Consider the following 12,898-nt stretch of genomic DNA (forward strand, 5'->3'; position numbering starts at 1 on the left):
GCGCGCTGCTGCCGCATTCGCCGCACTTGAGCGTCTGGAGATCGATGGTCATGTCGCGCTCTCGATGTTGTTCTTCTTGTGCGGTGGGGCCGCCAGCCACGCGGCAAGCCCGTCGCGGCGCATGCACTCGGCCAGCGCGAGCTGCAGTTGCGCGCCTTCGTGCAGGTCGTGTTCGGTGGTTTCGTAGTGCATCTGGTAGAGCGCCTGGCCCTCTGTTTCGCCCATGCCATGCAGCGCGGCAATACGGCCGGCCAGGTCGGACGTCTCTTGCGGCTTGAGGCGCGTGAAGGCCTGCCGCAGGTCGGGCAGATGCGCCACGAAAGCCTCGGCGTCCCAGCCCTGCACCAGGCCGTCGAGGCCTTCGAGCAGCGCGGGCAGCCGCAGCAGCAGTTCAGGCGCCGCGGCCATCACCCCGTTGAGAAAACGTACCGCCTCGCGCGGCTGTGCGCCCGCGCCGAAGCGTTGCCGCACCACGGTGTCGAGTGCGTTCTCGTCCCAGTGTCCATCGAGGTACAGCAGGGCCGAAGCAGCGCCGGCCACCGCGGGCGCGGCCGACGCACCGGTCGCGAATCGTTCGAGTTGCGTACGCAGCAGGTCGAGGTCGATGGCACCGTCGCCGGCTTCTCCCGGTTCGCCTTGCAGCGAGGCCAGCAGGCGCCCAAGCTCGCGCAGTGAAAGCAGTTGCTTCACCGCGCCCGCCTCACCTTCTTCTGGGCACCCGCCCACATCGGGCAGCAGGAACAGCGCCGCGGGCCACACACGCTCCAGCAGGCTGCGCAGCTGTGGATGCTGCTGCACGCCCAGCGGCTCCCGCGCACGCCAGAGCGTGACGAGCCGATGCCCGCACTCGACCACCGAGCCGAGCGAGGCATCTTCGTCGAGGTGGGTGGAAAGCATCGAGAGCAGCTGGGGCAGGCGCGACTGCAGCCCGACCATGCAGGCGCGCAGCAACAGCGCCACGGCCGCGCTCGCGCTGCGTCCGCGGCCCTCGTCGGACAGCGCGATCTCTTCCTTGCGCAGCTTGACCATGCAGACGGCCTCCACGCTGGCGCCATCGCCCGCCAGCTCGATCAGCCGCGCCTCCACCAGCGGCGACCAGGCGGCGCGCCACTCTTCGAACAGCAAATGCAAACGGCTGTTGCCAAGAAAATCCGGCCCCGCGAGCCAGGTGCCGAGCCCCGTGTCGAGGTAGGCCATGGCATGGAAGAAGCGGCTGCGCTCGCGGTGCGAAGGCTTGCGATAAAGATCCAGCCGCGCCATGCGCGCGGTGCTGTCGTCCAGCCGCACGCCGGCCTGGCGGGCGAGCCTGCGCGCGTCCTCGATCAGCGGCGGCGAGCCTGCCGAGGGCGGCACGTCGCCGATGCGCGTGCCGCTCAAGAAGTTGCGCAGGTCGGCGGTAAAGCCGCGCGTGCCTTCGTCGATGGCGCCCTTGATGAAGCAGGAGCGGATTGCATCGAGCAGGTCTTGCCGGCCCGGACCGGCATTGCCGCGCAGCGCCGCGAGCCGCATGGCCTGCGCGGCGGCGGCCTGCACCAGTGCGGTAGACACCGCATCGGCATCGTCCTGCGCGCGGGTCTGGCGCGCAAAGCGGGTCAGGCTGTCGAGCGCCACTGCGGTGAAGGGGTCGGCCTCGCCGGCTTCGAGGCGTTCCCACACCTGCTGGTAATAGCCGGGCGACGGCATGCCCGAGGCATAGCCGTTGAGCGCGTCGAGCCGCTCGAAGCTGTAGCGGATCAGCCATGCGTTGTCGGGTGCGTCCTTGCCGGCGGGCGCCTTCGAGGGCTTGGCCTTTTGCCACTGGTTGACCAGCTCGAGCGTGTGAAAGCCGCCGGTGACGACCACGATCGGCCCCTCGACCTCGTTGCGCCAGCGACGGATGTGCGCCGCCATGTGGCGCTCCCGCGGCAGGCTCAGCTCGGCCTCGAGCACCTCGGGCTCGTAGTCGAGCCGCGCCATGGCGCACCAGCTGAACACGTCGGAAAAGAAGGCGCGCCAGTGGCCGAGAGCGGCCGACGTGCGCAGTTCGAACAGGCGGTCCCACAGCTCCTGATGGTCGACGCAGCCGAGCTGGGCGGCCATGGCGTTGAGGTAGCGGCTGTGCGCGAAATGGCGCTCTTCCATCAGGCTGCGCGCTGCGTCGCGTGCATCGCCTTCGTCGCCCTCGTCGCCTTCGTCGCGATGCCAGGCCTTGTCGTTCCAGGGAAGATCGATCAGCCCCAGGCGCGCGCCGAGCGCCGCGCCTTCGCGCACCGCAATCCACTCGGGGCTGTAGTCGCAAAACGGAAAGAACGACGTGCGCGACTCCGTGCGCGTCTTCTCTTCCGAGTCGGGGTCGTCGACCGGAACCTGCCGGGTGCTTTGGCACAGCCATGCAACGGGGGCGATGGTTTGCGGGTGCTGCAGCAGCGGCAGCAGTGCGTTCAGGTCGTCCGGTCCTTCAATCAGCACAGCCGCCGGCCTGACCTCGCGCAGCAGCGCCCTCAATGCGAATGCACAGGCCGGGCTGTGGTGCCTCACAGGCACGAAGAACACGCCCTCGCCGTCCTCGCCGAACAGCCGGCCACGCGCGGCCTCCAGCCCGGCAGGCAGAACGCTGCCTGCTTCTGCAACTACTGCCACAGCGCACGTGCCGCGTCGTGAAAGGTCTTCCATTGCGCGTCGCGCTTGCCGCGTTCGCGCACGACGGTGTCGAAGTAGTGGCGCACGCGCTTCACATCGTCGGTGCTGTCCTTCAGAACAACGCCTTGCAGCTGGCCCGCGATCTCGCGCGCGGTGAGCCGGCCGCCGTTGAAATGGCGCGCCTGCAGGGCCGCCGCATAAGCCACGTTCACGGCCTCGGCCGTGGACATCACGGCATCGAGGCCCTTGATGGCGGTGCCATCCTGCGTCTGGCCCGCGCGCAACTCCTGGAAGGTGGTAACCAGCAGCGCCACCACGTCGCGCGGCACCTCGACCGGCGACTCGCCGCCGCCTTCGAGTTCGCGCTTCAGCTGGGCCATCACCAGTTCGACTTCGAACGAATGGTCCCGGATGGGCTTGACCGTTTCGAAGTTGAACCGACGCTTCAATGCGGACGACATCTCGTGCACGCCGCGGTCGCGCAGGTTGGCCGTGGCAATGATGTTGAAGCCGCGCTGTGCATAGAGCCGGGCATCGTCGCCCAGTTCCGGAATCATGAGCTGCTTGTCGCTCATCAACGAAATCAGCACGTCCTGGATCTCGGGCGGGCAGCGCGTGATTTCCTCGAAGCGCACCAGCTTGCCCGCACGCATGGCCTGGTAGAGCGCAGAAGGCACCAGCGCGCGCTGGCTCGGCCCCTCGGCCAGCAGCAGCGCGTAGTTCCAGCTGTACTTGATGTGGTCTTCGGTGGTGCCGGCGGTGCCCTGCACCGTAAGGCCCGAATCACCGCTGACGGCGGCTGCAAGCAGCTCCGAGAGCAGCGACTTCGCGGTGCCCGGCTCGCCCACCAGCATGAGGCCCTGGTGGCCCATGAGCGTCACGATGGCGCGGTCGACCAGCGGATCGTCGCCGTAGAACTTGCGGCTCACCTGCAGCTTCTCGTCGCCGAGGATGAAGCGCCGCACCGCGCGCGGCGAGAGCTTCCATCCGGTGGGCCGCGCATCGGTGTCGGCCGCATGCAGCCGCGCGAGCTCGTCCGCATAGCGTGCCTCGGGGGCAAGGCGCACGGCCTGGGTCGCGGGGGAAGAAGACGGTGATGTGCCGGTGCTCATGATGATGTTGCTGCTGGTTTTTCTGTGGGTCGGCGCGCCGGGCTTACCACGGCATCTTCTTTTCCCAGCCCGCGTCGAACCCGGCGCAGGCCTGTGCAATGGCCAGGTAGTCGGCATAGGCCTCTGCCAGGAGCACTGGCGGCACGCTTGACAGCGGCAGCGCCCGGTCGCTGTAGCCGCGGGTCTTCATGTCCTCGAAGCCCAGCGTCTTGAGCGCCGCGGGCACGTTCTCTTCCGGCAAGGTGTTGCCCGAGAACTCGATGGCCACGCGCACGCCGGCCGACGAAAACTCCTTGGTGTACTGGTAGAAGAAGCCGCCGTCCTCGGCCTGCGCGCGCTGGTAGCCGAGCTTGGCAAAGCTGCCGCGCAGCGTGAAGGTGTCGCTGATCCAGCCCAGCCTGTCGTTGATTTCGCTCACCGGCTGGCCCTTGTCGTCGATGAACGCGACCGCCGGCGGCTTGCGCGTCATCTGCGCGAAGAGCGGCATCAGCTTGTAGTCCTTGAAGTGCCTGTTCCACGCGGCCGCTGTGCCTTCGTCGACCAGCGAAGCGTGGCCCAGGCGCAGCTGGCTGTCGGCCGCAAGCTCGACCTCGTCGTCCTGCGTGTCGATCAGGCTGCCGTCCTCGGTGGGCCGGAAGCTGCCGCGCACCGCGCCGTCCGCATCCAGTTCGAGCCACACGAGCCGCTGTATCAGCCGCCCGGCAATCGGGTGCCGGTGCAGGTATTCGCGCCACTCGGCCTGCGGCCAGGTACGGCCGGTGCACATGGCTTCGAACAGGCGCGCGGTCTGCAGGTCGATGACCTGCTTGAGCTCCTTCTTGCTGGTCGAAAACTGGGCCTTCGCATCCTTGATGAGCGCGGGGTCGTCGTTCTGGCGCGGCTCGGGCAGGGCTTTGACGATCTTGCCTTCGGGGTTGCGCAGTTCGGGCTTCATCGCGGCGTCGAGCACCACGGTGAAGATGCGGTCGCCGTACGCGAGCTCGAGCTTGCCGGTGTCGTCCAGGCCCGCGGTGGGAATGGTGCGGTCGGCGAGCTGGTCCTGCGTCCAGCCGTTGCGGTCGGCAATCTGCTGCACCAGCGCGCGCGCCTTCTCCTGGACAGAGGCAGTGCGATAGCGGCGCGATATGCCCAGCAGCAGCTGGATCACCACCGGGTCGTTGCCCGGTGCCACGCCTTCGAGCATGGCTTCGATCTGCGAGCGGCGCTGGTAATGGTCGCGCATGTACTGCTGCAGCAGCGTGACGACCTCGTGCCCCGGCGCATGGGCGGTCAGGGCAAGCGTGCCTTTTTCGCCAATCGCGCTGCCGAGGTATTCGCTCATCTTCTCGCGCTTGCACTCCTCGAAGACCTGCTCCTGCGTCTTCTGGAAGTCGGCTTCGTAGTACTGCTTGTGCTCGGCCTTCGCGTTCTGGTAGCGCTGCTGGTTGCCCTGGTAGCGCTGCGGTGCATGGGCGTTGGCATGCGCAATGCCTTCGTCGAGCGTGGGGTGGCGCGTGTCGTGCGCAATGAACTGGCGCAGCACCAGGCTGCCGACGGCCTGCCGGCTGGCTGCATCGAGCAGGCCGAGGTAGCGCGTGAGCAGCGCGTTGCCGCCCGGCTCCTTGAGCTTGCAGGCGAGCACCACCCACCAGCGCACGATCTCGGGCTCGACCGGGCTGCCGTCCAGCCATTTGCAGGCGGGCAGCGCGTCGAGAGAGAACCACGCAAGGCCCGCCGGGGGCTTGGCCTTCAGGCCCTTCTTCGCCTCGGCCAGAAGAATCGCCGGTGCAAGGCGTGCGGAGATGTCGTCGCCCAGTGCCTCGAGCGCCGTGAGGTAGGCCGCGCGCACGGTCTCGCGGGTTTCCTTCTCGAGCGCCTTGGTAATGGCGGGCACGGCATCGGCGTACTTGAGCTCGGCCAGCCAGTTGGCGGCCTCGATGCGCACCTCGCTCTTGGTGGAGCCGAGCGACTCGACCACGCGCCGGCCGATGTCGGGCAGCATCGACAGTGCCTTCTGCGCGGCTGCGCGGTGCGTCTTGCCTTCGCCGAGCGCCAATTCCATGACCCGCGGCAGCCAGCGCGCCTGCACGGTCGGAAAGACCGCCAGCGTGCGCAGCGTGGCGTTCAGGTCGAGCTGGGTCTGGCGGCCTTCGCGCTTGGGCGGCGCGACAAGGCCCAGGCCTTCGTCGATGTACTCGGGGTGTTCCGCGAAGAAGGGCCACACGCGGTCGGCCGGCAGCACCTCGACCGCTGAGGCTTGGTTCCAATATTGGTAAAGCGCGGTGTGCGCCACGTCGTCGATCGGCATGCCGGAGCGCTTGAGCAGCTCGGCCAGCGCGCGCAGGTCGACCGAGCCCACGGGCTGGCGGCCGAGCCACTTGTGGAAACCGTCGTCGAACCAGAAGCTGGTCCAGTGGCGCGACACGGCCAGCCAGCGGATCAGGTGCGGCATGCCGAATCCCGGCATCGACTGCAAGCGATTGCCGAAACCCACGACCTGCTGCAGCTGGCCGTTCTTCGCGCGGTTCTGGTCGTTCTTGCTGCCCTGCCCGTTGAGCACGCGCACGGCCACGCGCATGTCCTCGTCGGTGAGCTTCTTGTGGGCGGCGTAGTTGTCCTGGCGCCACTTGTACTTGTACGTTTGCTTGGAGGCCTTGTTCTCCTCGATCTCGGCCTCGGCCGCGACGCGGTTCTTCTCGAGCAGCTCGATGCGGTTGGCAATGAGCAACTGCACCGCCTCTTCACCAAGCGGAATGTCCTCGAAGGGTTGCCAGGCCGGCGGCTCGGGCAATTCGAGCTCGCCCGCGTCGCCCGCGGCGTCGAGCCGCGACATGGCCGAGCGGATGGCCTGCTGCACGGTCTTGCTGGTCTCGGTGCCGGCCGCCACGTCGAGCATCGCGCGCGCGGCGTCACCCGGCAGACGCGCAAGCAGTTCGGCGGCCTGCGTGCGCTGGGTGGTGTCGCCGTCTTTCAGCAGTTGCCCCAGGAGTTCGAGCCGCTGCACCTCCGCAATGCCCTCGAGGTGCGGCGTCGCCTCGGCGCGCACCGTCTTGCTGCCGTCGATGGCCAGGCGCAGGAACAGCGGCGCAAAGTCGTTCAAAAGCGCCTTGTCCTTGCCGATGCGCCTGGCCAGCAGAACGCGGCCCGCAGCCGACAGCTTTGCGGGCAACGCCTCGGTGGCATCGCGCTGGCTGCGCATGCAGTCGGCGACGGCAGGGGCCTCGACCAGGCCGTCGAGCCGGTCGTGGTACCAGCTGTCCAGCCCCTTGCGCTCGAAGATCTCCTGCAGGGCGAGATGCGGATCGAGTCCTTCGTGCGCGAGCAAGGCTGCAATGAGATGCACGTTCCACGCGGGCCGGTGCTTGGCGAGATCGCGCTCGGCAGCGTTGCTGGAGTTGCTCTTGTTGAAGCTCGCGAACACCGCGTCGTTGATGAGGTACTGAAGCCAGTCGGGCACCGGCGCGCCCGGATGCTCGAGCGACTGTCCGCCGTCGGCTGCAGCAAGCAGCTTGCCCAGTCGCACCAGCACGTCGAGCGCAGGAGCACTGGCATCCACGCTGGCGTAGAAGCGGCCGCGCTGCTCGAGGCTCTGGTTGCCGATCTTCTCCAGCGCCTTGTTCTGGTAGTTGCTGAAACCCCAACGCAGGCGGCCGGGGGCTCCGAGCAGTTGCCCTGGCTCGAAGGACTTGGCAGCCTGCAGGTCGAGCAGCACGGTTTCCTGCGTGCCGTCGACCAGGAACGCGGCGGCCTTTTGGGGCAGCTCCTTGCCTGCTTTTTCGAGCGGCTCGAAGGCCTGCTTCAACAGCTGCGCCTGCTCGCGCGTCAAGCCGTTGGCGGCTGCGGTGCCGGCGCTGCCCGTGACAGCGCCCAAGATCTTGTCCAGAAATCCCATGCGTTCTCCTCGTTCTCCTGCGCGCTCATTTTGGCAGTTGGGCGTGACGCTTCGGCCAGTTCGCGGCCTGCAGAAACAACCGAAGCCAAAGGTTCTAAGTCGGCTGCGCCTTCCTTTGCTCCGGCAAGCCGTCGAGCTCGCCAAGCAACTGGCACAGAAAGCCCAGCTTCAGCAGCGGCACCGCGGCCGGCGAAGCGAGGTGCGCACGCAGCGCACTCGACAGCACCTCCAGGCCGACAGAGCCTGCGCGGTCGAGTGCATCGTGCAGGCGCTGCCGCTGCGCCGCGGTCAATGCCATGCGCCCGGTGGCGGCCTGCGTCTCGGTCACTTCTGTCAGGGGAGCGAGCAGGCGCGCCGCCAGCGTGGGCGCACCCACCGGCACCGCCTGCCGCTGCTGCTGCCGTGCCTGGAGCATGCGCAGGATGCGGTTGGCGAGCGACGTCGTGCGCGCGGCCTCGTCGGCAAAGTCGAGCGGCACCGCCTGCAGCGCCTTCTTCGCGTTGCTGCTCAGCACGGCGATTGGCATCAGTTCGGTGCTCGCGGCAGAGCGCTCGATGCGCACCAGCACCGCATGCACTGGGGCACGGCGCGCGGCAAGGCGGTCGAGGTTGTCGACGCGCTGCCGGTGCTCCGGGCCAACGGGAATGCCAAGCCGCAGCCACCGGCCCGCGTCGTCCTGCACCAGCCAGTCGAGGCGCTGCTGTGCTTCGTCGAGCACCGGCGGGCGCGTGTCCGATGGCCGCAGCAACACTGCGTCGAAAGGCTCGGCCGCAAGGCCGGTGGCGGCGCGCAGGCGCTCGCCGAGTTCGGACCAGTTGCCGCAGCCGATCGACTTCAGGCGCGGGTCGTCGGCCGTCCACGCAGGCAGGGGCTGGGCACGCGTGGTGCCGCCGAGCGCCAGGCGGCCGTCTTCGGCGAGGCGAGGTTGTTCGAGGCGCAGGGCCGCTTCGCACACGCTCTGCGCGGCGCCCGCGCCGGACCACAGCGCGTTTGCGGACCATGCGCTGCCGCGCGTGAAGGCGGTGTCGCTTCCGTCGGGCCGTGCGAGCGAGGCCTGCAGCACGCGCGCACCGGCCAGGTCCCAGAACGCCACGGTGAGCCCGCGCGCGCCGCCGCGCGTCTGCCACCAGTGCGCACCGAGCGGCAGCAGGTCGAGTGCGGCCGATTCGTCGAAGTCGCGCTTGAGCCGGCCGCGCAGTGCCACGGCGAGTTCACCCTCGGCCCGCGCGAGCGCAGCGCACAGCGCATGGATGCGCGCCATGAGCGCGAAGGCGTCGCGCTCCTCGGCGCGGTGGTCGCGCCGCACCAGCAGGTCGACCGTGCCGCCAAGGTTGCGCAGCAAGGCGGCCAGGCGCGGCAAGCCCTCGCCGCGCGCGGACATGTTGAGCGCCAGGAGGCGCGCCGACGTCAACTCGCTCACGTGCGAGAGGCCGCCTGTCAGCAGCTCTTCCAGCATCGACTCCACCTGCAGCAGGAACGCACGCTCCCGCTCGCCCAGGCGCACGGTGTCTTCGACCGGCGCGGGCCGCGCGCTCTCGGGCCATGCGAAGGGCTGCCCGTGCGCGCTGCGCAGCGCGGCAATGGCGATCAGGTGCACCGCCTTGCGTTCCGCGGCAGGCACCTCGGACACCATGCCCGCATAGCCCGCGCCCGCCACCCAGCGGCAGGAGGCGCCGAGCTCGGGCAGGTCCATGACGAGCGCCCCGCCCTGCACCCGCCATTCGACGACGCTGCTGGCGGCGGCTGCGGCGCGGCGCACGGCAGCCACGCCCGCGGCCTTGAAAAGCGCCGCGGCATCGAGCGCGAGGATTTCCGCGAGCGGGTCCGTACCGGGCGGTGCCTGTCTGTCTTGCTGCTCGTCCGAATGCGCGCCGGCTGGGCTGCCTGGCGCGGCCGGCTCCAATGCGCGCAGCCACAGCGATGCGCTCAATATGTGCTTGCAGATGCCCGGTGCCGGGCAGTCGCAGCGCGCCTGCTGCGGGCCGCGTGCATCGAGCTGCACACGCTGGCCGTCGGCCGTCACCACCCCAGCTTCGGTGCCCTGCTCTGCCCATGCGATCTTGCCCGCCTCCACGTCCTTTGCGGCGCGCCGAAGCAAGCCAGGGTTGGCGAGCGTGGCCAGTGTGTCGTCGTCGTAGGCGCGATAGCCGTCGTACCAGGCCATCAGTTCATCACTTCCGCGAGCCACTGCGCGAAATGCGTGGGCGTGAGGGCCGCAACGTGCATGCCCTTGTCGGCCAGGCGCTGCGCCATTTGCCGGTCGTACACGGGGTTGGCCGATTCGTCGAGCGCGGCCAGCCCGAGCAGCTTGACGCGCGACTGTGCCATGCGCTGCACCGCGGCCAGGAGCGGCCCGGGCGCGGCGCCTTCCATGAAGTCGCTGATGAGCGCAAACACCGTGCGTTGCGGGTTGCCCACCAGCGACTCGCAATACGCCACCGCACGGCCGATGTCTGTGCCGCCGCCGAGCTGCACCGTGAGCAGCACCTCGACCGGATCGTGCGCCAGGTGCGTGAGGTCGACCACGCTGGTGTCGAACACCACCAGCTTCACGCGCACCGCGGGCAGCGAGCTCATGATGCCTGCAATGACGGCGCTGTAGATCACCGAATCCATCATCGAGCCGCTCTGGTCGACGCAAAGCACCACGTCCCAGGGCAGGTTGCGCTTCACGCGCGCATTGAAGCGCGGATGCTCGATGACGATTTGCTTGCGCTCCACGTCGTAGTGCTTCAGGTTGGCCGCGATGGTGGCGCGCGCATCGAAGTTCTGCGCGCTCTTGATGTGCGAGCGCCGCATGCGGTTGCGCCGGCCGACGAGTGCGTTGACAAAGTCGTTCCTGAGCTTGCGCGTGATCTCGTCGACGGTTTTCTGGATCACCTCGCGCACCGCGTCGCGCATCTGGCCCGACAGCCGCCCGCGCATGCCCAGCAGCGCCTTGGCGAGGCCGGGCGTGGCGTCGAGCGAGCGCAGCACCGCCGGGTCGGAGAGCAGGTCGGTCAGCTGGTAGCGATCGATTGCCTGCGTCTGCATGCGCTCGAAGACCTCTTGCGGAAAGAGACTCCGCGAGCGGTTGAGCCAGTCGACCGCGCGCAACTGGCTCGGGTCGAGCGAACCCGGCCCGCCATTGGGCCGGGCCAGGCCGCGGCCTTCGTACTCACGTCCGTAGAGATATTCGAGCGACTGGTCGAGCTTCCAGTCGCCCGCCGAGAACTGCGTCTGCGACAGAGGCTGCGCCGCATAGCGGCCGAGGATCAGGCGCCAGCGGCGCAGGGTTTCTTCGGACGACATGCGCAATGCGTTCGCAAGGACGGGTGGAAGGAACAGTCGGGGGAGAGGAGCGTCGGCAGCTTATCAGACGGCAGCGCGTGTCATGCTCACGCCTTCCTCGTCTCTTCTTCATGACCAGGCTTCATCCGTCCGTTGCACCGATCGCCCATCTATCCGGGCAAGTGGCGGGCTGCGCATTCACCTCGCCCGACGGCCGATACCAGGCCGCGGAAGTCGGCGGCGACACAGTGATCGTCGACTTGCGGGATGCATCAGAAGCTCGCATTGAGATTGAAGCCGAGCGTGACCTTTGCAGTGCGATAGCCCTCGGGCTTGCTGATCGGTGCACCGACGAAGAAGTCGTAGCTCAGCTTGCTCCACTGGGGTCGCGGGCGAAGGGCTCGTCGGCTATTGCGGCACCAATCCGCAGAGGTGCCTGAATCTGGTCAACGCTGTTGCGGAGGTCACCACAGGCGCTGCCAATCCGACCAGCCCAACGCTTGGCGGTACCAGGCCGGGTGCGACGACGCAGGCGCGTGGTTTTGGGCAGTACGGCGTGACGCGCTATGTCGACGCGAACGGCAACGCCATTGAAGTTGGCAATGTGATTCCTGGCGGACTGGGCAATACGGGGCCGGCCACGGGTTCGGCAGAGGCCATCGCCAGGGCACCGTTGAACCTGAGCCAGGTGAGTGGCGAGGCTTCATTCGTGACTCGCGTCAGCATGTCGAATCTCGCGCGCAATGACGGAAAATTGGGCGAAGCGCTGGCGTTAGATCTGATGCAGAGTTCGACGGGCCTCTCCTTCCGCTCCATCCAAAACAACTCCGGGCATGGTGTCGATTTGCTCGGCATCGATGATGCCAACATGGTCATCTGGGCACCGGAGGTCAAGTCATCAATTAATGGAGCGTTTCCGGATCCGAGTACCCTCAATTTGCTGCAGCAGACTCAAGACTGGATCAGAGAAGCGGCCGGAGGCAAGATTACAAACCAAACAATTAGTGCGCAAGACCAAGCATATGCATTCCGCGTTCAACAACTTCTTGCGGCAGGCTATCAATTAAAGCCAAACTGCCTTCGCAATCAGTCTGAAGCCCTCTGAATCCGATCAACGACGATGGACTATCCGTTGGTCATGATGCCGCTCAGCACCTGATCTTCGTCCATGCCTTCTTGCAGCATGCGGTCATAGACGCGCTGAACGAGGGCACTCGGTTTCCAGCCAACCTGCCGGAGTTCACGGTAGTCCATCTTCGGCATCAACGGATGATCCAGCACGGGGTTCTGCAGGCCCAGCTTTTCGCGAAGGCAAAACGTCAGCCAGATTTCGATGGGCAGACGGATCCAATGGCAATCTTCGAATTCGTAGAAGTGACGTGCATCACCAACGCGACAGCGATGCGTATGCTGATCCAGCGTGTCTAGGCATACGTCGACCAACTGATTCGCATCTGGAGTACGCCAAAGCGCAAAGAGGGCTTGAGTCACCTCATCCTTCTTTGCGTCTCCGGTCACTTCGATATCTGGTTGATCGAAGTAGCTGGCAAGGACGCGGAAGACATAGATGAACAGGGGATGGTACAGAGTATCCCTAAATCTCCCCCCTCGATATGCGGCAAGATGCGCTAGCGCCAGCCTCTCTGCCCTCGGCTGCGCATCCAGCACCATACCCAGCGCCGTAAAAGGTATATCGCGTACCGAAAGGTTGTTGAACTTGCGGCCGAATCGGGTGAGATACCAAAGCTCTGTGTGCAAACGGCCAATCTGAGAGAGGTAGTACGCCGCAAATACATCGCCTGCAAGACTCAGATCTGGACTTCCCTCATTCATCTTGCGCTCAAACGAGAACTCCTCCTCATTGGCATACCCAATTAGCAGGAGGCTGACATCGGCCCCCTCCCATCGAGCAAAGGGCGGATTGACGCTGGGGAGCTTCCGGTGCCTGAACTCCTCGGGAACAGCGATTGCTCCAGTCTCGACGAATTCATTGAGCTTGGCTTTTCGGTTGGCGTCATGCACGGAC

Annotated in this window: 7 protein-coding genes; 1 reads left to right on the forward strand and 6 read right to left on the reverse strand. The window is 66.9% G+C overall.

The genetic code is table 11. The annotated features are described in order from the left end of the window. Nucleotides 1-48: 48 nt before the first annotated feature. The 5 genes from EJO66_RS23610 to EJO66_RS23630 all read right to left on the reverse strand — a co-directional run bounded on the left by EJO66_RS23610 (nt 49) and on the right by EJO66_RS23630 (nt 10,893). Nucleotides 49-2,619 (reverse strand): DUF5682 family protein, encoded by a 2,571-nt coding sequence (locus tag EJO66_RS23610; protein WP_125966314.1) that lies wholly within the window; start codon nt 2,617-2,619, stop codon nt 49-51. After that, nucleotides 2,610-3,731 (reverse strand): ATP-binding protein, encoded by a 1,122-nt coding sequence (locus EJO66_RS23615; protein WP_125966315.1) that lies wholly within the window; start codon nt 3,729-3,731, stop codon nt 2,610-2,612. The genes EJO66_RS23610 and EJO66_RS23615 overlap by 10 nt, the downstream gene beginning before the upstream one ends. Before the next feature lie 43 nt (nt 3,732-3,774). After that, a complete protein-coding gene (locus tag EJO66_RS23620; RefSeq protein ID WP_125966316.1) occupies nt 3,775-7,602 on the reverse strand; it encodes a DUF4132 domain-containing protein in 3,828 nt (1,275 codons plus the stop codon). A 94-nt stretch (nt 7,603-7,696) separates the two neighbouring features. Beyond that, nucleotides 7,697-9,766: an SWIM zinc finger family protein gene (locus tag EJO66_RS23625; protein WP_125966317.1), complete on the reverse strand. Its 2,070-nt coding sequence runs from the start codon at nt 9,764-9,766 to the stop codon at nt 7,697-7,699. Then, on the reverse strand, nt 9,766-10,893 hold the full coding sequence (locus EJO66_RS23630; protein WP_125966318.1) for a VWA domain-containing protein: 1,128 nt from the start codon (nt 10,891-10,893) through the stop codon (nt 9,766-9,768). The genes EJO66_RS23625 and EJO66_RS23630 overlap by 1 nt, the downstream gene beginning before the upstream one ends. A gap of 535 nt (nt 10,894-11,428) precedes the next feature. Between EJO66_RS23630 and EJO66_RS23635 the strand changes: the two genes are divergently transcribed. Continuing rightward, complete coding sequence (locus EJO66_RS23635; RefSeq protein ID WP_125966319.1) at nt 11,429-11,977, forward strand: hypothetical protein; 549 nt, start codon at nt 11,429-11,431, stop codon at nt 11,975-11,977. 20 nt (nt 11,978-11,997) lie between these two features. Here EJO66_RS23635 and EJO66_RS32635 read toward each other — a convergent pair. Further along, nucleotides 11,998-12,898, reverse strand: a 901-nt coding sequence (locus EJO66_RS32635) for a hypothetical protein (protein WP_206168887.1), incomplete at its 5' end; no start/stop codon positions are given.

This window comes from Variovorax beijingensis (assembly GCF_003951285.1).
In the GTDB taxonomy this organism is placed as follows: Bacteria; Pseudomonadota; Gammaproteobacteria; order Burkholderiales; family Burkholderiaceae_C; genus Variovorax; species Variovorax beijingensis.

Bases quoted from the DNA above. Each gene is read 5' to 3' on its own strand.
- EJO66_RS23615 (WP_125966315.1), bottom strand. From the start codon at position 3,731: ATGAGCACCGGCACATCACCGTCTTCTTCCCCCGCGACCCAGGCCGTG.
- EJO66_RS23620 (WP_125966316.1), bottom strand. From the start codon at position 7,602: ATGGGATTTCTGGACAAGATCTTGGGCGCTGTCACGGGCAGCGCCGGC.
- EJO66_RS23625 (WP_125966317.1), bottom strand. From the start codon at position 9,766: ATGGCCTGGTACGACGGCTATCGCGCCTACGACGACGACACACTGGCC.
- EJO66_RS23630 (WP_125966318.1), bottom strand. From the start codon at position 10,893: ATGTCGTCCGAAGAAACCCTGCGCCGCTGGCGCCTGATCCTCGGCCGC.